Origin of the sequence: Actinomadura sp. NPDC049382, from assembly GCF_040677125.1 — a bacterium.
Taxonomy (GTDB): domain Bacteria; phylum Actinomycetota; class Actinomycetes; order Streptosporangiales; family Streptosporangiaceae; genus Spirillospora; species Spirillospora geliboluensis.
Genome location: NZ_JBFARO010000010.1, coordinates 36,021 through 59,858 on the forward strand (window position 1 = coordinate 36,021; position 23,838 = coordinate 59,858).

The 23,838-nt window shown below is 73.2% G+C and carries 24 protein-coding genes; 9 read left to right on the forward strand and 15 right to left on the reverse strand.

Annotated elements, in window-relative coordinates; translation table 11 throughout:
• Positions 1 to 6: 6 nt before the first annotated feature.
• On the reverse strand, positions 7 to 969 hold the full coding sequence (locus AB0K34_RS09330; protein ID WP_364546911.1) for a helix-turn-helix domain-containing protein: 963 nt from the start codon (positions 967 to 969) through the stop codon (positions 7 to 9).
• Positions 970 to 1,072: 103 nt separating this feature from the next.
• Here AB0K34_RS09330 and AB0K34_RS09335 point away from each other — a divergent pair, with 103 nt between their 5' ends.
• Positions 1,073 to 2,101: a saccharopine dehydrogenase NADP-binding domain-containing protein gene (locus AB0K34_RS09335; RefSeq protein WP_364546914.1), complete on the forward strand. Its 1,029-nt coding sequence runs from the start codon at positions 1,073 to 1,075 to the stop codon at positions 2,099 to 2,101.
• Here AB0K34_RS09335 and AB0K34_RS09340 read toward each other — a convergent pair.
• Together AB0K34_RS09340 and AB0K34_RS09345 are read right to left on the reverse strand one after the other, a co-directional pair.
• Positions 2,095 to 2,556 (reverse strand): GNAT family N-acetyltransferase, encoded by a 462-nt coding sequence (locus tag AB0K34_RS09340; RefSeq protein ID WP_364546917.1) that lies wholly within the window; start codon positions 2,554 to 2,556, stop codon positions 2,095 to 2,097. The genes AB0K34_RS09335 and AB0K34_RS09340 overlap by 7 nt on opposite strands.
• A 52-nt stretch (positions 2,557 to 2,608) precedes the next feature.
• On the reverse strand, positions 2,609 to 3,496 hold the full coding sequence (locus AB0K34_RS09345) for a LysR family transcriptional regulator (protein ID WP_364546920.1): 888 nt from the start codon (positions 3,494 to 3,496) through the stop codon (positions 2,609 to 2,611).
• A 119-nt stretch (positions 3,497 to 3,615) separates the two neighbouring features.
• Between AB0K34_RS09345 and AB0K34_RS09350 the strand changes: the two genes are divergently transcribed.
• The 4 genes from AB0K34_RS09350 to AB0K34_RS09365 all read left to right on the forward strand — a co-directional run bounded on the left by AB0K34_RS09350 (position 3,616) and on the right by AB0K34_RS09365 (position 7,929).
• Positions 3,616 to 4,122: a nuclear transport factor 2 family protein gene (locus AB0K34_RS09350; protein ID WP_364546922.1), complete on the forward strand. Its 507-nt coding sequence runs from the start codon at positions 3,616 to 3,618 to the stop codon at positions 4,120 to 4,122.
• Between the two features lie 83 nt (positions 4,123 to 4,205).
• A complete protein-coding gene (htpG, locus tag AB0K34_RS09355) occupies positions 4,206 to 6,086 on the forward strand; it encodes a molecular chaperone HtpG (RefSeq protein ID WP_364546925.1) in 1,881 nt (626 codons plus the stop codon).
• 77 nt (positions 6,087 to 6,163) lie between these two features.
• On the forward strand, positions 6,164 to 6,826 hold the full coding sequence (locus tag AB0K34_RS09360; RefSeq protein ID WP_364546928.1) for a response regulator transcription factor: 663 nt from the start codon (positions 6,164 to 6,166) through the stop codon (positions 6,824 to 6,826).
• Positions 6,823 to 7,929, forward strand: coding sequence for an ATP-binding protein (locus AB0K34_RS09365; protein WP_364546931.1), 1,107 nt, complete (start codon positions 6,823 to 6,825; stop codon positions 7,927 to 7,929). Before AB0K34_RS09360 ends, AB0K34_RS09365 begins: the two co-directional genes overlap by 4 nt.
• 22 nt (positions 7,930 to 7,951) lie before the next feature.
• On the opposite strand, the gene AB0K34_RS09370 is transcribed toward AB0K34_RS09365, so the two are convergent.
• Both AB0K34_RS09370 and AB0K34_RS09375 read right to left on the reverse strand, forming a co-directional pair.
• Positions 7,952 to 10,264 carry an ABC transporter permease gene (locus AB0K34_RS09370; RefSeq protein WP_364546934.1) on the reverse strand — a complete coding sequence of 771 codons (2,313 nt, stop codon included), beginning with the start codon at positions 10,262 to 10,264 and terminating at the stop codon, positions 7,952 to 7,954.
• Positions 10,249 to 10,962: an ABC transporter ATP-binding protein gene (locus tag AB0K34_RS09375; RefSeq protein ID WP_364546936.1), complete on the reverse strand. Its 714-nt coding sequence runs from the start codon at positions 10,960 to 10,962 to the stop codon at positions 10,249 to 10,251. The genes AB0K34_RS09370 and AB0K34_RS09375 overlap by 16 nt, the downstream gene beginning before the upstream one ends.
• Before the next feature lie 69 nt (positions 10,963 to 11,031).
• Here AB0K34_RS09375 and AB0K34_RS09380 point away from each other — a divergent pair, with 69 nt between their 5' ends.
• Positions 11,032 to 12,405, forward strand: coding sequence for an FAD-binding oxidoreductase (locus AB0K34_RS09380; RefSeq protein WP_364546939.1), 1,374 nt, complete (start codon positions 11,032 to 11,034; stop codon positions 12,403 to 12,405).
• A 16-nt stretch (positions 12,406 to 12,421) separates the two neighbouring features.
• Positions 12,422 to 13,972 (forward strand): acetolactate synthase large subunit, encoded by a 1,551-nt coding sequence (locus AB0K34_RS09385; RefSeq protein WP_364546942.1) that lies wholly within the window; start codon positions 12,422 to 12,424, stop codon positions 13,970 to 13,972.
• A gap of 17 nt (positions 13,973 to 13,989) precedes the next feature.
• On the opposite strand, the gene AB0K34_RS09390 is transcribed toward AB0K34_RS09385, so the two are convergent.
• Entirely contained in the window at positions 13,990 to 15,132 is a 1,143-nt protein-coding gene (locus tag AB0K34_RS09390) for an acyl-CoA dehydrogenase family protein (protein WP_364546945.1), read from the reverse strand.
• Positions 15,133 to 15,210: 78 nt separating this feature from the next.
• Here AB0K34_RS09390 and AB0K34_RS09395 point away from each other — a divergent pair, with 78 nt between their 5' ends.
• Positions 15,211 to 15,912 (forward strand): MerR family transcriptional regulator, encoded by a 702-nt coding sequence (locus AB0K34_RS09395; RefSeq protein WP_364546948.1) that lies wholly within the window; start codon positions 15,211 to 15,213, stop codon positions 15,910 to 15,912.
• A 78-nt stretch (positions 15,913 to 15,990) separates the two neighbouring features.
• Here the strand turns inward: AB0K34_RS09395 and AB0K34_RS09400 are convergent, their stop codons facing one another.
• The 8 genes from AB0K34_RS09400 to fdxA form a co-directional block, all read right to left on the reverse strand.
• On the reverse strand, positions 15,991 to 16,941 hold the full coding sequence (locus tag AB0K34_RS09400; protein ID WP_364546951.1) for a DUF1259 domain-containing protein: 951 nt from the start codon (positions 16,939 to 16,941) through the stop codon (positions 15,991 to 15,993).
• A 135-nt stretch (positions 16,942 to 17,076) separates the two neighbouring features.
• A complete protein-coding gene (locus AB0K34_RS09405) occupies positions 17,077 to 18,576 on the reverse strand; it encodes a polyamine aminopropyltransferase (protein ID WP_364546953.1) in 1,500 nt (499 codons plus the stop codon).
• A gap of 149 nt (positions 18,577 to 18,725) precedes the next feature.
• Positions 18,726 to 19,166, reverse strand: a complete 441-nt coding sequence (locus tag AB0K34_RS09410; RefSeq protein WP_364546955.1) for a DUF350 domain-containing protein — start codon at positions 19,164 to 19,166, stop codon at positions 18,726 to 18,728.
• A gap of 10 nt (positions 19,167 to 19,176) precedes the next feature.
• A complete protein-coding gene (locus AB0K34_RS09415; protein WP_171069233.1) occupies positions 19,177 to 19,611 on the reverse strand; it encodes a DUF4247 domain-containing protein in 435 nt (144 codons plus the stop codon).
• Positions 19,608 to 20,123, reverse strand: coding sequence for a DUF2617 family protein (locus AB0K34_RS09420; protein WP_240808196.1), 516 nt, complete (start codon positions 20,121 to 20,123; stop codon positions 19,608 to 19,610). Before AB0K34_RS09420 ends, AB0K34_RS09415 begins: the two co-directional genes overlap by 4 nt.
• Positions 20,110 to 20,715 carry a DUF4178 domain-containing protein gene (locus AB0K34_RS09425; protein WP_364546956.1) on the reverse strand — a complete coding sequence of 202 codons (606 nt, stop codon included), beginning with the start codon at positions 20,713 to 20,715 and terminating at the stop codon, positions 20,110 to 20,112. The genes AB0K34_RS09420 and AB0K34_RS09425 overlap by 14 nt, the downstream gene beginning before the upstream one ends.
• A gap of 221 nt (positions 20,716 to 20,936) precedes the next feature.
• On the reverse strand, positions 20,937 to 22,022 hold the full coding sequence (gene dapC / locus AB0K34_RS09430) for a succinyldiaminopimelate transaminase (protein ID WP_364546959.1): 1,086 nt from the start codon (positions 22,020 to 22,022) through the stop codon (positions 20,937 to 20,939).
• 161 nt (positions 22,023 to 22,183) lie between these two features.
• Positions 22,184 to 22,510 carry a ferredoxin gene (fdxA, locus tag AB0K34_RS09435; RefSeq protein ID WP_067632891.1) on the reverse strand — a complete coding sequence of 109 codons (327 nt, stop codon included), beginning with the start codon at positions 22,508 to 22,510 and terminating at the stop codon, positions 22,184 to 22,186.
• A 112-nt stretch (positions 22,511 to 22,622) separates the two neighbouring features.
• Between fdxA and AB0K34_RS09440 the strand changes: the two genes are divergently transcribed.
• Positions 22,623 to 22,892 carry a hypothetical protein gene (locus AB0K34_RS09440; protein ID WP_138639076.1) on the forward strand — a complete coding sequence of 90 codons (270 nt, stop codon included), beginning with the start codon at positions 22,623 to 22,625 and terminating at the stop codon, positions 22,890 to 22,892.
• Positions 22,893 to 22,947: 55 nt separating this feature from the next.
• On the opposite strand, the gene AB0K34_RS09445 is transcribed toward AB0K34_RS09440, so the two are convergent.
• Entirely contained in the window at positions 22,948 to 23,829 is an 882-nt protein-coding gene (locus tag AB0K34_RS09445; RefSeq protein WP_364546963.1) for a polysaccharide deacetylase family protein, read from the reverse strand.
• Positions 23,830 to 23,838 lie beyond the last annotated feature (9 nt).

Genomic DNA, 23,838 nt, shown 5'->3' on the forward strand with positions numbered 1-23,838 from the left:
GGGGCCTCACGTCGCGGGCGTGAGGCCCCCGGTCCGTGCGCGGAAGGTGCGGCGGTAGGTGTCCGGCGGGACGCCCACGGTGCGGTTGAAGTTGCGGCGCAGGGTGGTTGCGGTGCCCATGCCGGTGGACGCGGCGATGGCGTCGATGCCGTCGTCGGTGGTCTCCAGCAACTCCTGGGCGTGCCGGATCCGCTGGGTGAGCAGCCATTGCAGCGGCGTGGTACCGGTGACGGCGCGGAAGTGGCGGGTCAGGTGGCGTGCGCTCATCCGCGCCTGGCGGGCCAGGTCCTCGACGGTGAGCGGCTGGTCGAGGCGTTCGAGCGCCCAGGGGAACAAGGCGGCGAGCGGGTGGTCGTCCAGGGCGGGCACCGGGGTGGTGACGAACTGGGCCTGGCCGCCGTCGCGGTGCGGCGGGACGACCAGGCGGCGGGCGACCGTGTTCGCGATCGCGGAGCCGTGGTCGAGGCGGACGAGGTGCAGGCACAGGTCCATCGCGGCGGCCTTGCCCGCCGAGGTGAGCACGGTGCCGTTGTCGACGTAGAGGACGTCCGGGTCCACGTCCACCCGGGGGTGGCGGGCGGCGAGGTCGGCGGTGTGCGCCCAGTGGGTGGTCGCGCGCCTGCCGTCCAGCAGTCCGGCGGCGGCCAGCACGAACGCGCCCGTGCAGAGCGAGGCGACGCGCGCGCCCGCCTCGTGGGCCGCGCGCACCGCGTCGACGAGGTCGGCGGGCGGCTCGACGTCGGTGTCCGCCCAACCCGGGACGATCACGGTGTCGGCGTGCCGGAGCCGGTCGAGGCCGTGGTCGGGCTCCAGCCGGAACCGTCCGACCCGGACGGCGCCGGAGCCGCAGACGGTCAGGTCGTACCAGGGGACGGTGACGCCGGCGGGGGCGGCGGCGAACACCTCGTGCGCCAGCGACAGCTCGAAGTGCAGCATGCCGTCGGTGACGGCCAGCGCGACCGATCTCATGTCCGGAATTGTATGGGTCATGGCGTTCCAGACACTCACGGTCGGATGACCGTCCTCGCCAGGATGGTTCCGACAGACCGGGACGAGGACGAAGGAGACCCCCATGGGATCGGGGCAGCTGGTGGCGGTGTACGGCGCTTACGGGCACACCGGGCGGTTCGTGGTGGCGGAGCTGCGGGAGCGCGGGTTCGTCCCGGTCCTGTCCGGCCGCGACGCGGGCAAGCTGGAGAAGGCGGCGGCCGAGACCGGGCTGGAGGCGCGTCCCGCGTCGGTGGACGACCCGGCCGCGCTCGACCGCGCGCTCGCCGGCGTGGCGGCCGTGGTCAACTGCGCCGGCCCGTTCGCCGTGACGGCCGCCCCGGTGATCGAGGCGGCCCTGCGCGCCGGGATCCCGTACGTGGACGTCGCGGCCGAGATCGAGGCCAACGCCGACGCGTTCGCCCGGTTCGCCGACCGCGCCCGCGATGCCGGAGGCGTGGTCGTCCCCGCGATGGCCTTCTACGGCGGCCTCGGCGACCTGCTCGCCACCGCCGCCATGGGCGACTGGACGGCGGCCGACGAGGCGCACGTCGCCTACGGGCTGAGCGGCTGGCATCCGACCGCCGGGACGCGCGCGGCGGGCGCGGTCTCGCACGCGCGGCGGGACGGCCGGCGCGTCCGCTACGCGAACGGGCGGCTGGAGTACCGCCGCGACGACCCGCCCGCGCTGGAGTGGGCGTTCCCCGCGCCGATGGGGCCCCGGGACGTCATCGGGGAGTTCACGATGGCCGACGTCGTGACCGTCCCCAGCCACCTGGCGATCCCCGAGGTGACCACCTACATGACGGTCGAGGCGGCGCGGGACATGGCGAACCCCGACACCCCGGCGCCCGTCGCGGCCGACGAGAACGGGCGGTCGGCGCAGACGTTCCTCGTCGACGTGGTCGTGCGCTCCGGCGGCCGTGAGCGGCGCGCCGTGGCGACGGGCCGCGACATCTACGCCGTCACCGCGCCGCTCGCGGTGGAGGCGGTCGCGCGGGTCCTCACCGGGCGGACCCGGACCACCGGCGTCGCCTCCGCCGGGGAGATGTTCGACGCCGCCGACTTCCTCCGCGCGCTCGCCCCGCACATCTCCCTTGAGCTGGATCAGTAGCCGAGCGCTTTGGTCATGAAGACGCTGTTCGGGTCGGGGCGGTAGTCGGCGAAGGGCTCGCAGTAGGCGAAGCCGAACTTCTCGTAGAGCCTGCGCGCGGGGAGGAAGAACTCGTCCGCGCCGGTCTCCAGGCTCAGCCGGGTGAAGCCCCTCCGCTCGGCCTCGGCGATGATGTGCGCGAGCAGCCCGGACGCGATGCCGCTCCGCTTGCGCGCCGCGGACGTGCGCATCGACTTCAGTTCGGCGTGGGAGACGTCCAGGCTCTTGAGCGCGCCGCAGCCCACGACGGCGTCGCCGTCCAGCGCCGTCCAGAAGGTGACGTCGGGCTTGCGCAGCGCTTCGAGGTCGAGGGCGTGGACGCTCTCCAGCGGCGTGACGGCCCGCATCTCGCGGAGATGCTCGGCCAGGAACTCCGCGACCTGCGGCCCGGTCAGGTCGTCAACGACGATTCTCATCTCGCGTTCTCCTCGCCGTCGGAGATGTCGTACCGGGCCATTCTTGCGTGCGTCAGTCAAGGAGGTCCTGGGCGGCCTCGGCGAAGGCGCGGACGCGGGCGGTCTCGCCGCCGGTCCGCCACAGCAGGCCCCAGTCGATGGGCGGGGCGTCGTCGAAGGGGACGTAGGCGACGTCGGGGCGGGCGTGGTAGCGCCTGACGTGCGCGCCGACCGGGAAGACGCCCGCGCCCGCGCCGATGAGGGTGAGCATCTCGCCGAACGTCGCGACCGCCGGGCCGGGCGCGATCGGACGCCCGGACGGCGTGGCGGCCGGGCTGCGGTCATGGCGGAGGGACGCGGACACGGTGTCGGGGTACCGCAGGACGGCGACCCGGGCCAGGTCCTCCAGGGAGACCGACGTCCGGCGCGCGAACGGGTGCCCGGCGGGGACGGCGAGCATCCGCGCCTCCGACACCAGCACGGGACCGGCGGCGATGCCGGGCTCGTCGACGGGGAGGCACCCGAGGCCGATGTCGATCTCACCGTCGCGCAGCCAGGGCACGAGGTCGCCGGGCCGCGCTTCGCGGAGCCGGACGTCGGTGCCGGGCAGGCGGCGGCGGAAGAGCTCGGCGGCCCCGGCCAGCAGTTGCCCGCCCGCGGCGTCGGTGAAGGCCGCATGGAGCAGACCGGTCAGCCCGCGCCCGGTCTCCATGACCTCCTCGAACGCGGCGGTGACCCGCTTCCAGGCGGGGCGCAGGTCGTCGTACAGCCGCCGTCCCGCCGGGGTCAGCTCGACGCGGCGGCTCGTGCGGTCGAACAGCGCCACCCCGGCGCGGCGCTCCAGCTTGGCGATCGTCTGGCTGATCCGGGAGGTGGAGACGCGCAGCCGTCCGGCCGTCCGGCCGAAGTGCAGCTCCTCGGCGAGGGTGAGGAAGGACTCGATCTCGTGCCGCTCCAGCATGCGGCCCCTCCTCATCGTTAATTCACGCTTCACGATCGTTGCACAGGGCCGCGTTGATCGGCCGTCCGGCCCCGCGAAGAGTGGAGGGGTTCCTTCCTCTGACGTGCACGGGAGCAGACATGTACGTGATCGACCAGCAGGCGATGGCGGCCGCGGACGGCGACACCGACGCCGCGGTGCGGGAGCTGCGGGACCGGACCGAGATCGTGGACGCGCTCCACCGGTTCGCCCTCGGCCAGGACCTCAAGGACGCCGCGCTGTTCGCCTCCGCCTTCGCCGCCGACGCCGAACTCGACTTCCGTCCGGCGGCGGCCCGCTGGGGCGGGCAGCCGCCGTTGATGGTGGGACGGGACACGATCGTCACCACCATCCTCGACTCGTTCACCGGCCGGGTGGACACCACCCACCAGGTCGCCAACCCGCGCATCGCCGTAGACGGCGACACCGCGCGGCTCACCGCCCTGGTGGAGGCGCAGCACCTGCTCAGCGCGGACCACTCCACGTTCGCCCTCCTGAAGAACCCCTACGACGTCGAACTGGTCCGGGACGGGCGGCGCTGGGTCGTGCGACGGATGCGCATCGACAACACCTGGTACCGCGGCGACCCCGCCGCGATCTTCGGGTGACGCTCCGGCGGAATGGTTGACCGGGTCGGGCGGCATTCCTATTCTGATGGGTTGTCCGAAAGGCGTTGACCAGGAGGGAAACGGTGACTCTGCCGGCGGAGGAGACGTTCGGCTTCCAGGCCGAGGCGGCCCAGATCCTCGATCTGATGGCCAATTCGCTCTACAGCGACAAGGAGATATTCCTCCGCGAGCTGATCTCCAATGCGTCCGACGCGATCGACCGGTTCCGTATCGAGCGGTACGCACACCCGGAGACCGCCGAGACGGAACCGGACGGGCCGGAAGCGGACGGCGAGCCGCGGATCCGGGTCTCCTTCGACAAGGACGCCCGCACGATCACCGTCGCCGACGACGGCATCGGGATGAGCCGGCAGGAGGTCATCGACAACATCGGCACGATCGCCCGGTCCGGCACCGCGGAGTTCCTCCGCGCGCGCAGCGGCGACGGGCGCGGCGACACGGCGCTGATCGGGCAGTTCGGCGTCGGCTTCTACGCCGCGTTCATCGTCGCGGACCGGGTGACGCTGACGACCCGCCGCGCCGGGCTGCCGGCGGCGGAGGGCGTGCGCTGGTCGTCGGAGGGCAAGGGCGGGTACACGCTGGAGCCCGTGGAGCGCGCCGAGCGCGGCACGACGATCGTCCTGCACCTGCGCGAGGGCGAGGACGAGCTGCTCAGCGAGTACCGGCTGCGTTCCATCATCAAGCGGTACTCCGACCACATCGGCCGCCCGATCCTGCTGGGCGACGACGACACCCCCGTCAACCAGGCCACGGCCCTGTGGGCGCGTCCGAAAAGCGAGCTGAAGCAGCAGGACTACAACGACTTCTACCGGCAGCTCACGAACGATTTCGCCGACCCGCTCGCGTACGTCCACGCGAAGGTCGAGGGGCGGTTCGAGTACACGCTGCTGCTGTTCGTCCCGTCGCAGGCCCCGTACGACCTGTGGCTCGCGCAGGCGATCCAGGGCGTGCGGCTCCACGTGCAGCGCGTCTTCATCCTGGAGGACACCGACCGGCTGATGCCGCGGTACCTGCGGTTCGTGCGCGGCGTCATCGACTCCGCCGACCTGCCGCTGAACGTCTCCCGGGAGATCCTCCAGGGCGGCCAGGCCATGGACCACATCCGGTCGAGCGCGGTCAAGCGGGTGCTCCGGCTGCTCAAGGACATGGCCGACGGCGAGCCCGAGAAGTACGCGGCCTTCTGGAAGGAGTTCGGCGCCACCCTGAAGGAGGGGATCCCCGAGGACCCCGCCCACCGGGACGACATCGCGGCGCTCCTGCGGTTCACCACCACCGGCGGCGACGGCGTCTCGCTCGCCGACTACACGTCCCGCATGAAGGACGGCCAGGACAAGATCTACTACCTGCTGGCCCCCGGCATGTCGGACGCGGCGTCCAGCCCGCACCTGGAGGCGTTCCGGGAGAAGGGCATCGAGGTGCTGCTGCTGGACGACGCCGTGGACACCTTCGTGGTCACCGCCCTGCCGGAGTTCGACGGGAAGCGGCTGCAGTCGGTCGCGCAGGGCGCGCCCGACTTCGGCGGCCTGGAGGACGAGGCCGACAAGGAGGCCGCCGAGCAGGCCGGAGCCGACTACGCCGACCTCCTCGGCAAGCTCAAGGAGCACCTGGACGGCAGGGCCGTCGACGTGCGCGTGACCAGCCGTCTCACCACCTCCCCCGCCTGCATCGTCGGGGACGGGCCGGAGAACGACTTCACCCTCGCGCAGCGGATGCGCGGGTCGGGCCTGCCGAGCCGGCCGGTCCTGGAGATCAACCCGCGGCATCCGCTGGTCGAGCGGCTCAACGGCGGGCAGGACGACCCGCGCCTGGCCGACTGGGCGCACCTCCTGTTCGACCAGGCCGTCCTCACCTGCGGCGCCCGCATCGACGAGCCGGGTGCGTTCGTCGGCCGCCTCAACGACCTCCTCGTGTCCCTGACGACGGAGGCGCCTGAGACGACCTAGCCGTCCGAGCCGCCCGAACCGCCCGAGCCGTCCGGACGTTAACCGCGGCCTTATCGGGGGTCTGCGGGAATGGGACGATGCGGATTCTCGTGGCCGAGGACGAGCGGTTCCTGGCCGATCTGGTCGCCGAGGGGCTGCGGAAGCGGGCGATGGCCGTCGACGTCGCCTACGACGGGGACGGGGCCCTGGAGCGGCTCGCGGTCAACGACTACGACGTGCTCGTCCTCGACCGCGACCTGCCGCGCGTCCACGGCGACGAGATCTGCCGTGAGCTGGCGCAGCGGGGCGCGGCCGTCCGCATCCTGATGCTGACGGCGTCGGGCGCGGTGCACGAGCGGGTCGACGGGCTGAACCTCGGGGCCGACGACTACCTCGCCAAGCCGTTCGCGTTCGACGAGCTGGCGGCGCGGGTCAAGGCGCTGGCGCGGCGGAACGCCCCGCCGCTGCCGCCGGTGCTGGAGCACGCCGGGATCACCCTGGACACGGCGCGGCGGGAGGTGTTCCGGGACGGGCGCCCGGTGCCGCTGTCCCGCAAGGAGTACGCGGTGCTGGAGGTGCTGATGCAGGCGCGCGGCACGGTCGTCAGCACGGAGGCGCTGCTGGAGCGGGCCTGGGACGAGCACACCGACCCGTTCACGACGGTGGTGAAGGTGACGATGAGCAAGCTGCGCGCCAAGCTCGGCGCACCGCCCGTCATCGTGACCGTGCCGGGAAGCGGGTACCGGCTGTGCGGCCGATGACCGTCCGGGCGCGGATGACGCTCCTGTACGGCGGGCTCTTCACCGTCATCACGCTGGGCGTGCTGGGCGCGGTGCTGTGGATCCAGACGAGGATCGTGAACGACCGGGTGCAGGACGTCCCGTTCCCGGCCGATCCGATCGCGTCCGGAGAGGTGCGCGGGCCGGTCGACGGCCGGAAGCGGGTCATCGGGCAGGAGCAGTTCCAGGAGAGCCTGGTCGGGTCGCAGCAGCTCGTCATCCTGACCGCCATCGCGGTGATCGTGGTGCTGGCGTTCGCGGTGTCGTGGTGGCTCACCGGGCGGCTGCTGCGGCCGCTGCACCGCATCACCGGCACCGCGCGCCGGCTGTCGCTGTCCACCCTGCACGAGCGGATCGCGCTGGACGGCCCGCGCGACGAGCTGAGGCAGCTCGCCGACACCTTCGACGCGATGCTCGACCGGCTGGAGCGGGCGGCCGACAGCCAGCGCCGGTTCGTCGCCAACGTCTCGCACGAGCTGCGCACGCCGCTCGCCGTCCAGCGGACCGCGATCGAGGTGGGGCTGGCCGACCCGTCGCCGGAGCGGCTCGCCGTGGTGCGGGCGGAGATGCTGCGCAACACGGGGCGGTCGGAGCGGCTGATCGAGGGGCTGCTCGTCCTGGCGCAGGGCGAGCGCGGGCTCGACCGGCGCGACCCGGTCGATCTGGCGGCGGTCGCCGGGCAGGTCGCCGGGGAGAACCTCGCGTCCGCAGAGCGCGCCGGGGTCACCGTCACCACCGACACGCGGCCCGTCACCGTCGCCGGGGACGAGGTGCTGCTCGCCCGCATGGTCGCCAACCTGGTGCAGAACGCGATCCGCCACAACCATCGCGGCGGGACCGTCCGGGTGGAGCTGCGCGACGGGGAGCTGACCGTCGCGAACACCGGGCCGCACGTCCCGCCGGACGAGGTGGACGGGCTGTTCGAGCCGTTCCGGCGGCTGGCCGGCGAGCGGACGGGCACCGACGGCGGCGCCGGGCTCGGGCTGTCGATCGTCGCCGCCATCGTCCAGGCCCACGGCGGGACGGTGACGGCCACGGCCAACCCGGACGGCGGGCTGACCGTGGCCGTCGCCTTCGCCTCCTGAGCCCCTCCGGACCGCCTCCTGATCACTCGCTGCGGAGCACGGTGGCGGTGCGGGTCGCGGCGGCCCGCCCGGCGGGCGCCCACGCGCCGAGGACGGCGACGAGCACCCCGGCGCAGGCCGGCGGCAGCAGCAGCGTCCAGCCGTAGACGTGGATCCACGCCGCCGCCATCCCGCTACTGAGCATCTCTCCGGTGAGCATGACGACACCGTGATGCGCCAGGACGCCCAGCGGGGCCCCGAGCGCGCCCGCGACGACCCCCAGCGCGGCCATGGACGTCACCATCATGAAGACGACCTGGCGCGGCGCCATTCCCACGGCCTTCAGGACGCCCAGATCCCGGCTCCGCTCCCGGGCGTTCAGCAGCACGCTGTTGAGGACGCCCAGCGCCGCCGCCGTACAGATGATCAGCGAGAACAGCACGAACAGGCCGTCGAAGACCGCGCGGCCGCCGAGGTCGGGCTCGGTGGGCTCGGCGAACAGGCCGCTGGAGGCCCCGGCCGTGTTGATGCGCTCGGCGTAGGCGGCCGGGTCCGTCCCCGGCGTCACGATCACCCCGTACGGGCGCGGTTCGGGCCCCTCCCGGACGTCCGGGAGGCTCGCGGCGTCGAGCATCAGCCGGGTGGTGTCGGAGTGCGCGAAGGAGCCGACGATGCGCACGGCGGCCTTCGTCCCGTCCGCCTGGAGGGTGAGGGTGTCGCCCACGTCCAGGTCGTGGAGCCGCAGGAACGCCTCCGTCACCACCAGCTCGCCGCGTCCCGTGAACCAGCGCCCGCGGACGAGACTGTCGCCGAGGAACGGGCGGTAGTCGCCGCTGTAGGTCTCGGCGACCAGCCCCGACGGGAGCCCGGCGCCCCTCACGGGCTGCGGACGGAACGACATCACGTGGGCGGTGCCGGGCTGCGCCTTCAGCAGCGCCGTCACCTGCGCCTCGGACAGGTTCGCCGATCCCTGGCGGTGCGGGTCGACGCCCACGTTGACGGACGTGTGCCCCTCGGTGTCCGCCGTGAGGATCATCGAGACCGTCTGGTGGAGGCCGAAGCCCATGGTCACCGCCGTCACGCCGAGGCACAGGCCCGCGAGGGTGAGCGCCGACCTGGCGGGCCGGGCGACGGGCAGGCTCAGCCCGAGGCCGACCGGGACGGGCAGCCGGGCGCGGGCCAGCCACCGCTGCGCCTGCCGGCCCCGTCCGCCGCGCGACACGGTCCCGGCGCTGATCGCCTGGGCCGCCGGGAGCCGACCGGCCCGCAGCGCCGGGACCAGCGCGGCCAGGGCGACGAGCGCGAGGACGCAGCCGCCCGCCAGGACGTCCAGCAGGAGGCCGGCGCCGCCCGCGGACGGCAGCTCGAACCCGGCGGCCAGGTCGCCCGCGACCCGCGCGGCGAGCAGGTGCCCGGCCGCGAGGCCCGCCGCGCAGCCGAGCAGCGCGGGCGGCGCGATCATCCCGAGGTACACGCCGACCACCTGCGCCGGGGTGAAGCCGATCGCCTTCAGCACGCCGATGCGCCGGAAGCCCGCGACGACCGCGCCGCTGACCACGTTGCCGATGATGAACACCGCGACGGCCATGGCGAGCGCCCCGAAGACCGTGATGAACGGGATCAGCTCGTTGAAGTCCTCCTCGAACGCCTTCTCGGTCTCCAGGTAGGACGCGTGGTCCCGCATCGTCAGCCCGGCCGTCGCCGTGGCCAGGCTCTGCCGGAGCTCGGACGCGTCGCCCGCGCGGTCGAACCGGTAGAGCATCTGCAGGCCGTCCGGGCGGAGGGCGCTGATCTGGGCGGGCGTCACCCAGCCGTCCGCCCCGCCCGTCACCGACCTGGCGAAGCCCACGATCTTGAGCGGCGGCAGCCCCGGCGACGCGACGGTGCCGCCGAGCCTCACGGGGCCTCCCGGCCCGCCCCGCAGCACGATCTCGCCGGGGGCGCGGACCCACCGTCCCGAGGTGATCGTCAGCTTGTCCACCGGACCGCCGGGGTCGGCGCGGCCCGCGACGAGGAGGCCGTCGCCGCCGACGCGCCGCGGGCCCGTCCCCGGCCCCGGCGGCAGCACGGCCGTCCGGAACGGGCCGGCCGCGGCGGCGACCCCGGACGCCCGCGCGGTCGCCGCGACCCGGTCGGCGGTCACCGCTCCGGCGTCGAAGGTCACGGCCGCGTGCGCGCCGCGCGCCTGCGCGAACGCGTCGGCGAACAGCGAGTTCGACGCGCTGAGCAGGCCGAGCCCGAACACGAGCGTCGCCGTGGACAGCGCGACGACGACCGCGATGCTGACCGCCTGCACCCGGCGGCGCCGCACCCCCGCCCGGGACGCCGCCCACACGGCGCTCAGCGGGCGGCCCACGGCTCGCTCCTCTCCAGCGCGGCCTCGCGGACGATCCGGCCGTCCCGGAACTCCACCAGCCGGGTCGCGCAGCGGGTCGCGAGGGCCTCGTCGTGGGTGACCAGCAGCAGCGTCTGGCCGCGCCGGTTGAGGTCGAGGAGCAGGCCCGCGACCTGCTCGCCGGTGCCGCTGTCGAGGGCGCCGGTCGGCTCGTCCGCGAGCAGCAGCGCGGGACGGTTCATCAGCGCGCGCGCCACGCCGACGCGCTGCCGCTCCCCGCCGCTCAGCACCGCCGGGTAGGCGTCCCGGCGGGCGGCGATGCCGAGCTCGTCCAGCAGTTCCACCGCCCGCGCCCGCGCCTTGCGGCCGGGGACGCCCGCGAGCCGCCCGGCCAGCGCGACGTTCTCCAGCACGGGCAGGTCGTCGAGCAGGTTGAAGAACTGGAAGACCATCCCGATCCGGCGGCGCCGGTACCGCGCCAGCGCGGCCTCGCCCATCCCGGTGAGGTCCTCGCCGTTCACCTCCACCGTCCCGGACGTCGGGCGGTCCAGGCCCGCGACCATGTTGAGCAGCGTCGACTTCCCGCTGCCGGACGGCCCCATCACCGCGACGGACTCGCCCGCGCCGATCTCCAGGTCCACCCCGTCCAGCGCGGCGACCCCGCCGAATGCCTTGCGCACGGAGCCGAGCCGTACGACCGTTTCGTCAAGTGCGTTCACGCGGCAAACCTGGCAGCCGCGAGGTTTCCGCGAGGTGAGCGCCGGAACCTTTCCCGGTGGGAGGGAAGCATGGCGGATGTCCGGACGGCGCTGAGCGAGGCGGTCGGCGACGAGCATGTCCTGTCGGGCGAGGCGGTGCCCCTGGACTACGGGCGGGACGAGTCGCTGGGCGTCGCCCCGGTGCCGCCCGACTGGCTGGTGCGGCCGGCGGACGCCGCGCAGGTCGCGGCGGTGCTGCGGGTCGCCACCGCGCACCGGCTCCCGGTCACGGCGCGCGGCTCCGGGACGGGCCTGTCGGGCGCCGCCGTGCCGCGTCCCGGCGGGCTGGTCGTGTCGTTCGAGCGGATGAACCGCATCCTGGAGATCGACACCGGCGGGCAGGTCGCGGTGGTGCAGCCCGGCGTCACCCTCGCCGAACTCGACGAGGCGACCGCCGCCGAGGGCCTCGTCTACCCGATCTTCCCCGGCGAGGGCGGCGCCAGCATCGGCGGGACGGTCGCGACGAACGCGGGCGGCATGCACGCGGTGAAGGAGGGCGTGACCCGGCACCACGTCCTCGGCCTGGAGGCGGTGCTCCCCACCGGCGAGGTGATCCGGACGGGCGGCCGGTACGTGAAGACGTCCACCGGCTACGACCTGACGCAGCTCATCGTGGGGTCGGAGGGCACCCTGGCCCTCGTCACGGAGGTGACGCTGCGGCTGCGGCCCCGGCTGCCGCACCGCGCCGGGGTGCTCGCGCCGTTCCCCGGCACCGAGTCGGTCACCGCGGCCGTGCCCCGGCTGACCGGCGGCGGCCTCGACCCGCTCGTGCTGGAGTACGTGGACCTCATCGCGATGGCGGCGATCACGCAGAACGCCGGGCTGGACCTCGGGGTGCCGGAGAGCGTCCGCGCCGCCGTCGGCGCCTACCTGCTGGTCGTGCTGGAGAACCGGTCGGCGGAGCGGCTGGACGAGGACGTCCAGACGCTCGGGGAGGAGCTGGCCGAACTGGGCGCCGCCGACGCCTACGTCCTGCGCGGCGAGCCCCTCAAGAAGCTGGTCACGGCCCGCGAGAAGGCGTTCTGGGCGGCGCGGAACGCAGGCGCCAACGCGATCGTGGACGCCGTCGTGCCGCGCGCCGCGCTCGCCCGCTTCTTCGAGGCCGTCCCCGCCATCGCCGGGCGGCACGGCGCACTGATCGGCGGCTGCGGGCACGCGGGCGACGGCAACGTCCACCTGTCGGTGTTCCAGCCGGACGAGGAGGCGCTGACGCAGGTCATGGACGAGCTGCTCGCGGCAGCCGCCGACCTCGGTGGGACGATCAGCGGGGAGCACGGCATCGGCCGCGAGAAGATCCGCCACTTCCGCGCCCTGGAGGATCCGGCGAAGGTGGACCTCATGCGGCGGATCAAGAGATCCTTCGATCCGGACGGGATACTCAATCCGGGTGTCCTGTTCGGCTGACTCTTAGGAGGGGCGTATGAACGGCGCGCAGGCCATGGTGGGCACACTGGCGGACGCCGGTGTCGGCGTCTGGTTCGCGAATCCGGGCACGTCCGAGCTGCACCTCGTCGCGGCGCTGGACGCCGAGCCGCGCGCCCGGGGCGTGCTGTGCCTGTTCGAGGGCGTCGCGACGGGCGCCGCCGACGGGTACGGGCGGATGGCCGCCGACCCGGCCGCCGTGCTGCTGCACCTCGGGCCGGGGCTCGGCAACGGGCTCGCCAACCTGCACAACGCGCGGCGCGCCGGAACGCCGATCGTCAACATCATCGGCGACCACGCCACCGGCCACCAGCAGTACGACGCGCCGCTCCAGTCCGACATCGCGGCCGTGGCCGGGTCGGTGTCGGCCTGGCTGGGGCGGCCGGTGAGCGCGGCGGAGGCCGGGAAGGCCGCGGCCGAGGCGGTCACGGCGGCGCGCGCGGGCGGTGTTGCCACGCTGATCGTGCCGTCCGACGTCGCCTGGTCGGACGGCGGCGCCACGGCGGCGGCGTCCCCCGCCCCTCCCCCGGAGCCGGTGCCGGGCGGCACGGTGGACCGGGCGGCGGCCGCGCTGACCGGCGGCGAGCCGTGCGTCCTGCTGATCGGCGGGGACGCGGCCCGGCGCGACGGGCTGGAGGCCGCCGGGCGCATCGCGGCGGCGACCGGGGCGCGGGTGCTGTGCGAGACCTTCCCGGCGCGGCTGGAGCGCGGCGCCGGGGTCACGGCGGTGGAGCGGCTCGCCTACCTCGGCGAGATGGCGGCGGCGCAGCTGGCGGGCGTCCGGCACATCGTGCTCGCGGGGGCGCGCCGTCCCGTGACGTTCTTCGCCTACCCGGACCTTCCCGGCGACCTGGTGCCGGACGGCTGCCAGGTGCACGACCTCGGCGCCGACGCGACCGGGGCGCTCACCGGGCTCGCCGACGCGATCGCGAAGGAGGCGCGCCCGGCCGTGCAGGTCGCGGCGCGGCCGGAGCTGCCGTCCGGGGCGCTGACCGGGGAGACCGCCGCCGCCGTCATCGGCGCGCTGCTGCCCGAGGGCGCGATCGTGTCGGACGAGGCGAACACGTCCGGGCTGTGGCTGCCCGGCGCGACGGCGGGCGCGCCGCCGCACGACTGGCTGTCGCTGACCGGCGGCGCGATCGGGCAGGGCCTGCCGGTCGCGACCGGCGCCGCGATCGCCTGCCCGGACCGCCCGGTCGTCTGCCTGGAGGCCGACGGCAGCGCCATGTACACGCTGTCGGCGCTGTGGACGCAGGCCAGGGAGGGCCTCGACGTCACGACCGTCGTGTTCAACAACGGCGCCTACGCGATCCTGTCGATGGAGACGACGCGGGTCGGCGCCGTCCCGGCCCCGCCGGAGGAGGGCACCATCACCCGCGACATGGTCGACCTGTCGCGGCCCGCGCTCGACTTCGTCGCGCTGGCGTCCGGGATGGGCGTCCCGGCGTCGCGCGCGCACACGGCCGAGGAGTTCGCGGCCCAGTTCGGCAAGGCGCTCGCCGAACCGGGCCCGCACCTCATCGAAGCGGTGGTGCCCCCGCTGGGCTGAGCCGGGCCGGCCGCCGGTCAGACGCCGAGGCCGCGCCCGATGATCTCCTTCATGATCTCGGTGGTGCCGCCGAAGATCGTCTGGATGCGGACGTCCTGGTACGCCTTCGCGATCGGGTACTCGGTCATGTAGCCGTACCCGCCGTGGAGCTGGACGCAGCGGTCGACGACCCGCTTGAGCAGCTCGGTGTTCCACCACTTGAGCATGGCGGCCTCGTCGGCGGTCAGCTCGCCCTTGCTCTCCTTGAGGATGCACTCGTCGGTGAAGGAGCGGGCGATCGTCAGCTCCGTCTTCATCTCGGCGAGCGTGAAGCGGTTGTGCTGGAACTTGCCGATCGGGCGGCCGAACGCCTCGCGGGTCTTGCAGTACTCGAGGGTCTGCTCGAAGGCGTCCTCGGCGGCGGCCATCGCGGTCGCGCCGATGGACAGCCGCTCCCGGGCGAGGTTGGTCATCAGGTAGATGAAGCCCATGCCCTCCTCGCCGAGGAGGTTCGCCTTCGGGACGCGGACGTTGTCGAAGAACAGCTCGGCGGTGTCCTGCGCGTGCATGCCGACCTTGTCGAGGTTGCGGCCGCGCTCGAAGCCCGCCATGCCGCGCTCGACGACGAGGAGGCTGACGCCCTTCGCCCCGGCGGCCGGGTCGGTCTTCGCGACGACGATGACGAGGTCGGCGAGGATGCCGTTGGAGATGAACGTCTTCGACCCGTTGAGGACGTAGTCGTCGCCGTCCTTGACGGCGGTGGTCTTGATGCCCTGCAGGTCGGACCCGGCGGCGGGCTCGGTCATCGCGATCGCGGTGATGATCTCACCGGAGCAGTAGCCGGGGAACCACCGCTGCCGCTGCTCGTCCGTGCAGAGCTGGCGCAGGTAGCCGCCGTTGATGTCGTTGTGGACGGCGAAGCCCGGCCCGTGGATGCCGGCCTTCGCCAGCTCCTCGTTGAAGATGACGTAGTACCGGTAGTCGTCGTTGCCGCCGCCCCCGTACTCCTCCGGCATGTCGATGCCGAGCAGGCCCGCGCGGCCGGCCGCCAGCCACACCTCGCGCGAGACGATCCCGTCCTTCTCCCACTGCTCGTGGTGCGGCGCCGCCTCCTTGGCGATGAAGGAGCGCACCATGTCGCGGAAGGCCTCGTGCTCCTCGGTGTAGATGTCCCGTCCCATCCGGCGGTCTCCCTCAAGTAAGCGCGTGCTGATACATGATTAATGTAACACTGGTGCTGTCACATAGAGGGAGGCGGGATGGAGCTCACCGTCGACGAGCTGGCCTCGCGTGCCGGGGTCACCGTCCGCACCGTCCGGTTCTACGCCGGGCGCGGCCTGCTCCCCCCGCCCCGCCTGCGCGGACGCACCGGCCTCTACGGCCCCGACCACCTCGCACGGCTCGAACTCGTCCGGGAGCTCCAGTCGCTCGGGCTCACCCTCGCCTCCATCGAGAAGCACCTCAAGAAGATCCCCCTGGACGCCCCCGCCGAAGACCTCGCGCTCCAGCGCGCGCTGCTGTCGCCCTGGGCGCCGGAACGTCCGGAGGACCTCGACCGCCACGAGCTCGACCGGCGGGCCGGGCGCCATCTCGACGACGCGACGATCAAGCGGCTGGCGGCGCTCGGCGTCGTCGAGCAGGTGTCGGAGGACGTCGTCCGGGTCGTCAGCCCCGCGCTGCTCGGGATCAGCGCCGAGCTGGCCGCGCTGCCGATGCCGCTGGACACCCTGATCGCGTCCCATGAGGCCGTCGACCGGCACACGACCGCGCTGGCCGCCGAGCTCCAGCAGGTCTTCCAGGACACCGTCGTCCGGCCCTACCGGGAGGGCGGGCGGGCGCCGCAGGAGCGCGAGCAGCTCATGGAGATGGCGGGGAAGCTCAAGCCGCTGATGATCCAGTCGTTGGTGACGTCGTTCCAGCGGGCCGTGGACAAGGCCATCCGCCAGTCCGTCCCGGACTGACCCGCCCGGCGCGACGAAGCCGGCCCGCGGCCTGGACGGCTGCGGGCCGGCCTGCCCGTCGTCCCCGACGATCCGGGATCAGGCGCGCTGGGCGGCGGTGTGGTCGAGCCCCTCGCGGACCTGGCGAGCGAGGGTGATCGGGTCGCCGACCTTGAACATGTGGGAGAAGAACAGCTGCGGCTGCTCCGCGGTCTCCTGGTTGTAGAGGCATCCGACCTCCCAGCGGTGGCGGCGCATGGTCCTCATGACCGGCTGCACCTCCCCGGAGGTCATCGAGAAGTCGGGCACCACGGCCGCCATCCCCTTGCCGACCGGCTGGAACTGCACGCTGGTGGACACGCCCAGGTCCGGGTCGATGCGGATGCCGCCGAGGCGGATCTTGTCGGTGCGCCGCACCGTCACGGTGACGATCCCGTTCTCGCCGACCATGGCGTCCCCGCCCAGGATCTTGCCCAGCCGCTTCGCCGGAAGCGGGGTCCGGGGGTGCTTCGGCAGGGTCTGCGGCAGCGGGGTGGACGTGTTGCGGCGGATGACGTCGTGGATGGCCCCGGCCAGCTTGAGCGGGTCGCCCACCGCCCGGAAGTGCAGGAACCAGACCATCGGCTCGAGGTCGTAGAGGTGCTGGTGCTGGGCCTGGAAGATGATGCCGTGGGCGAGATAGCCGTCGATGACCCGCTGGATCTCCTGCGGGCGCAGCGCCAGATCGCCGTTCATGATCGCCTTGTTCCGGCCGATCGACTGGAAGTACACCTCGTGCTGGATCTGGAAGCCGTTCTCGAACCGCACCCGCGGCTTGCCGCCGGTGACCTTCAGGTCCGAGCGATCGATGTCGATCTCGAGGACACCGCTCTTGCTCACGGTCCCCTCGGCCTGCATGATCCTCTCGATCTTCTTGACCGGGAGCCGCCCGGTCCCCGGCGCGGCGCCGGCCGGTACGCCCGCCGCGGTCAGTCCCACGATGAGCGGGACGAACGCCAGGATGCCGCACCACGCCCTGCGCCGCGCGCCACCTGTCAGGAAACCTGTCACTGAATCCTCCTTCGGGTCTCGCTTCGCCCCCTTCCCGGAGCCCGACCGCAGAAAGGCCGGAGAGTAGTCAAGTGTTTACGGGAAGTAGTCAAGCTCCGACGTGGCGGACCATGCCGCCCATCGGAGCCGGCCTGCTCAGGAGTTCTTCCACTCCTCGCCCTCGTACTCGACGAGGCGCGGGTGGACGAGCGTGTTGACCTCGACGTCGCGGCCGCGGCGGTCCTTCGGGAACACCGTCGCCGCCTGGAGCACGGAGCCGTCGAGGAAGCGCAGGCCGCCGGGGACGTCCGGCGCGAGCCGCAGCGCGGGCGGCTCCCTCCCGGCGGACGCGAGCACGAAGCCCCAGTCGCCGAAGCTCGGCACGTCCACGTGGTACGGGTTCACCGCGAACCCGGCCGCCGCGATCGACTTCTCGATGCTCCAGAACGACTTCGGCGCGAAGTACGGCGACCCCGACTGGACGACCATCCGCCCGCCCGGCGCGAGGGCCCGCTTCACCATCCCGTAGAACTCGACCGAGTACAGCTTGGCCGTGGACACGTCGTCGGGGTCGGGCATGTCCACGATGACCGCGTCGAACTGCTCGCGCAGGCCGCGCAGCCACGAGAACGCGTCGGCGGCGACCGTCCGCACGCGCGGGTCCTCGAACGAGCGGTGGTTCAGCGACACGATCGGCCGGTAGGTGCGCGCGAGGTGCAGCATCTCCGGGTCGAGCTCGACCAGCGTCGCGCTGCGGACGTCCTTGTAGCGCAGCACCTCGCGCAGCGCCAGCCCGTCCCCGCCGCCGAGGACCAGCACCCTGCCGTGCGGCCCCGACATCACCGGGTGGACGAGCGACTCGTGGTACCGGTACTCGTCCACCGACGAGAACTGCAGGTCGCCGTTGAGGAACAGCCGCAGGTCGGACGGGCCCAGCCCGGCCTGCCGGGTGATCACGATCTCCTGGTACTTCGTGCGCTTGGAGACCGCGATCGGGTCGCTGTACAGCGCCTGCCGCGCCGACACCTCGAAACCGTCCGCGAGGGCGTACGTCCCGCCGAGGACGGCGAGGACCGCGACCATGCCGAGCGCCAGCGCGCCCCGCGCGACGCGTCCGATGTCGCGGCGGAACAGCCACAGCACGACCGCCATCCCGGCGACCGCGTTCACGACCCCGACCAGCAGCGCGCCCTTGATGTGGCCGAACGCCGGCAGCAGCAGGAACGGGAACGCGAGCCCGCCGACCAGCGCGCCCACGTAGTCGGCGGCGAACAGGTCCGCGACCGCCGACCCCGCGTCCTGCCTGCGGATCCGCTGCAGCAGCGTCATCAGCAGCGGGATCTCCGCGCCGATCAGCGCGCCGACCGCGAACGCCACCACCACCAGCGCCGGGACGTACAGGTCGAGCCACGCGAACGCCGCGTACAGCGCGAGCACCGACACCCCGCCGATCAGCGCGAGCGCGCCCTCCACGACCGCGAACGCGACGACCGCGCGGCCCTGCAGCGGCTTCGCCGCGAGCGACCCGACGCCCATCGCGAACACCATCACCGACAGGACGATCGACGCCTGCGTGACGGAGTTGCCGACCAGGTAGCTGCCGAGCGCGACCAGCGCCAGCTCGTACACCAGCCCGCACGCCGCGCACGTGAACACCGCCGCGAGGACGAGGGTGCGGGCCAGCCGTGCGGATACGCGCGACCGCCCCGGCCCGTCCGCCGGAGCGGGCGCCGGGGCGGCTTCCTCCAGGTCGGCTCGCTCCAGATCGGACTGGTCAGGGGCTGCCTGGCCCAGGTCGCGGGACGTCAGGAGACCGCCCCGGCCACGATCGCGGCGACGCCGAGGTCCGCGGCGGCGACGACCCAGCCCGCCGGGTGGATGGCGGTGCCGCCGCTGTCGGCGTTCACCAGGGTCGCGCCGAGCTTGCCCGGCGTGGTCACGTCCAGCAGGAAGTACGCGACGATCATCAGCACGATGCCGCACGCGCCGAACACGGCCGTGTCGATCAGGCCCTCGGACAGGTCGCTGTCGCTGGTGACGATCGCGGTGGTGACGATCGCGCCGATGCCGAGGAGCTTGGCCGCCAGCAGCAGCGCGGCGCCGCGGTTGCCCTCGGTCCAGATCTGCTTGCCGAGCCGGCCGGGCGTCGTCACCTCCACCACCAGGTAGCCGAGCGCCATCAGCGCGATGCCGACCGCGCCGTAGGCGAACGTGGCGCCGATCTCCTGAAGGATGTCGTCGTTCATCTGTCGCTCCTCATTTGCCCGACCCTGGGCCGCCGCCCCGGAACGACGCGGCGCCTCTGCTGTTCCATCCGTTGCTGCCGGGACTCGCCCAGTGCCCGCCGACATGGGAGTAGTAGCGGTTGTAGCCGCGGCGGGGCTTGTCGACCGTGATCCGGCTGCCCGCGCCGTTCGGCAGGACGCCGACGACGAGCTTCGGGTACCGCAGGAAGATCCCGCCCGCGGCGCCCTTGACCACCGTGTCGTCCACCCGGTCGATCGGCTTGAACTTCCGGCTGATCTCCCCGGCGACCGACTGCGGGGCCTTCGGGGACCGGTAGGTGTCGGCGCTGACGCGGGAGTACTTGTCGCCGATCCACGACGACTGCGACTGGCCGCAGCCGGTGAGCGCCGCGGCGGCCACGGCGGCGGCGGCCACCGCGCCCGCCGTCCGGTATCTGCTGTTCACGAGGGTCTCACCAACCGGCTGCGCGTCATCACGATCTCCCGGGTCTGGGGGTAGGCGTGCCAGGTCCGCCAGCCGAAGCCGGGTTCCTGCGTCTCTTCCATGGCCAGTGCGGTGACGGCGTGCGGGGAGCCGGGGAAGGCCCCGGTCAGCGCGTCACCGCGGTCCGCGAGCCGCGCGCACACGGCCTCGACGGCGCGGGCGAACGCCGTCCCGTCGCTGTGCGCGGCGGTCGTCGCGGCGAAGTCGTAGGCCCAGCCGGGCACGCTGGTGGCGGCGCGCCCCGGCAGCGGCTCGGTGCGGTCCGGCAGGCACGCCACCGTCTCGCTCAGCGGCCCCGCGATGACCTGGTGGGACGCGCCGAGCAGGCGCATCTCCACGGCGAGGCCCGCCCGTTCCAGCGGCAGCACGGCGAGCGCCGTGAGCGGGGGCAGCCCGAGCACGAACGAGAGCCCGTCCGCGCGCGCGTCCGCGTAGGGGGTGTCGAGGGTCGCGCGCAACTCAGCTACCGCCACCCGGGTAGATCGTCATCGATCCGGTCGGGACGCGCTCGCCGAGGCCCGCCTCCCACTGGCCGCCGCCGTACTGCTCGAACGACAGGTACTTGCCGCGCGGGCCCTCGTAGTCGACGTACTCCACCCGGCCCTGGACGCCGACGCCGGTCGTGCCCTCGCTGGTGTAGTCGGCGGTGCCGTGCTCGTCGCGGCGGTACTCGACGCCGTCCACGACGACGGTCTTCTCGCCGGGGGTCAGGTCGCCGGCGTCGTACTCCGTCCACCAGACGACCTCGAGGTCGGGGTCCTCCTCGACGGAGACCCACACCTTGGTGCCCTCGATGGTGTCGGCGTCCAGGAGGTGCTCGCTCCAGGTGAAGCCGCCCTCCTTCAGCCGCAGCGAGCCGCGCACGAAGTAGCGGGTGCCGAGGTACTCGACCATGTCGCCGGCCTTGAGGGTCCGCGGGTCGCCGGCCACCTGGTCCTCGGCGGCGAACGGGTCGCGCGGCGCGGCCGGGGCCGGGGCGGGGGCCGGGGAACCCGAACGACGTCGCAGCAGGACGACGATGAGCACGATCAAAGCGATCAGGATCAGCGCCAGAAGAACAACCATCGCCGTTCCGCCCACGGACACCTCCGTCATTTCGTCGACATGCCGGACGCAGACCAGCGGATCCTACCGACTGGGGCTCCGCTAGCCCATACCGCGATGAGACGTATCAAATGATCCGGCGGTTTCATACGGAAACGCCGGATCCGATGCAAGGCCGGAACCGCCCCGACACCGTCCGTGACGGGGCGTCCTCAAAGCGGGCGGTGTCGGACGGGCCGGCGTCAGAGGCGGTCGGCGGCCGCGGCGACGCGGTCGTCGGTCGCGGTGAAGGCGATCCGGATGTGCCGGGCGCCGCCCGCGCCGTAGAACTCGCCGGGGCCGACGAGGATGCCGAGGGAGGCCAGGTGGGCGACGGTGTCCCAGCACGGCTCGTCCCGCGTCGCCCACAGGTACAGCGACGCCTCGGAGTGGTCGATGCGGAACCCGTGCCGCTCGAACGCGGCCCGCAGGACGGCGCGGCGGCGCGCGTAGCGCTCGCGCTGCTCGTCCACGTGCGCGTCGTCGGCGAACGCGACCGCCATCGCGGCCTGCACCGGCGCCGGGACGATCATGCCGGCGTGCTTGCGGACCTCCAGCAGCCGCTTCACGATCGCCAGGTCGCCGGTGACGAACCCGGCCCGGTAGCCGGCCATGTTGGAGCGCTTGGAGAGGGAGTTGACGGCGAGCAGGCCCTCGTGGGAGCCGCCGCACACGTCCGGGTGCAGGATCGAGATCGGCGGGTTCGCCTCGTCCCAGCCGAACTCCAGGTAGCACTCGTCGCTGACCACGACCGCGCCGCGGTCGCGCGCCCACGCCACGACCTTGCGCAGGTGCTCGGCGGGCAGCACCTTGCCGGTCGGGTTGGACGGCGAGTTCACCCACACGATCTTCGGGTTCACCGGGCCGAGCGCGAGCAGCCCGTCCGCCGGGACGGGCGTCGCCCCGGCGAGCCGCGTCCCCACGTCGTAGGTCGGGTAGGCCAGCTCGGGGAAGACGACCTTGTCGCCGGGGCCGGCGCCGAGCAGCGTCGGCAGCCACGCGACGAGCTCCTTGGTGCCGATGACGGGCAGCACCGCGTCCGGGTCGGCGCCGGACACGCCGGCGCGGCGGCGCAGCCAGCCCGCGACCGACTCGCGCAGCGCGGGCGTCCCGTAGGTCTGCGGGTAGCCGGGCGCGTCGGCGGCCGCGGCGAGCGCCTCCCGGATCGGCGCGGGCGTCGGGTCGACGGGCGTCCCGACGGACAGGTCGACGATGCCGTCCGCGTGCGCCAGCGCCCGCTCCTTGTAGGGCGCGAGCCGATCCCACGGGAAGTCCGGCAACGTGAACACTGACCTGCTCCTTCACTCAAGATCCTGCCCGGCCGCACAGGGCCCGACACGGCCGACGGGCCGCGGCCCTCCCGCACCCGGGGAGGCCGCGGCCCGGAGAAATCGACGCGGGGAGACCTCGGGAACGCGCCCGCGCCGGGCGCGCCCTCCGGTCCCCCGGCTCAGTCGTCGTGGCTCTGCGGAGGCAGGGCGGCGACGATCGGGTGGTCCTTGTCGATCTTTCCGACCTTGGAGGCGCCGCCCGGCGACCCGAGGTCGTCGAAGAACTCCACGTTCACCTTGTAGAAGTCCTTCCACTGGTCGGGGACGTCGTCCTCGTAGTAGATGGCCTCAACCGGGCAAACCGGCTCGCACGCACCGCAGTCGACGCACTCGTCCGGGTGGATGTAGAGCTGACGCTTCCCTTCGTAGATGCAGTCGACCGGGCACTCCTCGATGCATGCCTTGTCGAGCAGGTCCACGCAGGGCTGCGCAATGACGTAGGTCACGTCAGTGACTCCTCTCGGATTTCCGGCCCCGCCGCACGTCACGGCTCACCGCAAGCTCGCTGTGAATAGTATGGCCACGACGGCTCAGTCGATTCGACATGGGGGTCCTCACATGTCCGCCCGCTTCGCCGCGCGGCTGGTGGTGTCCATCAGTGGCGCGGACGTGGGCCAGCGGATCTCGCTGCGCCGCCGTCTGCCTACGGGAGAGTACAGCGACGTCGTCGGCGTCCTCGAATCGTGGTCCGGCAAGACCCTCATGGTGCGCCGCCGCACCGGCGAGCTGGTCGAGGTCCCCGAGGAGATCATGGTCGCGGCGAAGGTCGTCCCGCCGCAGCCGCCGCCGCGCCGCCGCCCCCGCCGAGAGGAGCCGGAGGACGGCTGACGCGGCCGGCCGCGCCGTTGCCCGTACCTGTTGCCGGTGCTCGTGCCCGCGCCCGTCAGCCGGTGCTGGACGGCGCCGGAGACGCCGGGTTCCCCGGGCGTGTCGGCCCAGGGCTCGCAGGCCCGGCCGACGATCCGGCCGGCGGCGGGCTCGCCGTGACCGGCGCGGGCTTCAGCCGCTCGGTGTAGGTCACGCCCGGCGTGAGCTTCTGCCCCTGGAACAGCTCCGACACGGTGACGAACGTGAACCCGCGCTTCTTCAGGCCGTCCACCACCTTCGGGATGGACTCCACGCTCGCCTTGTGGATGTCGTGGTACAGGACGATGCCGCCGGGTTGCGGCTCCTTGATCCCGACCCGGGTGTCGCGGGCGACGTCGCGGTAGCGCCAGTCGAGCGTGTCGACGCTCCACAGGATCAGCGGCATCCCGATGTCGTGCCCGACGCGCTTGTTCGTCGCCCCGTACGGCGGGCGCATCAGCGTCGGCCGCACCCCGCCGGACGCCTGCGCGATGGCCTGCTGCGTCCGCTGGATCTGCGACCGCACCCCGGCGGGCGACAGCCCGGTGAGCTGCGGATGGGACCAGCTGTGGTTGGCCAGCTCGTGCCCTTCGAGCGCCATCCGGCGCACCACGGCGGCGTGCGCGCCGACGTTCTCGCCGAGCATGAAGAACGTGGCGCGCGCCCCGTTCTTCTTCAGCGTGTCGAGCAGGCCCGCGGTGTAGGGACCGGGGCCGTCGTCGAACGTGAGCGCGACGCACTTGACCTGGTCGCAGTCGATCTTCCGCGGCGGTGGCGGAGTCGGCTGCCTGGACGCCTGCGCCTTGCTCCCCAGCTCGGCGTGCTGCCCCGCCGTCCTGGCCTGCCGCTTGTCCGCGTGGCTGCATCCCGCGAGGAGCAGCAGTCCGGCGCCGATGGCGGCGTATTTACTGATCTGCACCACGCACCC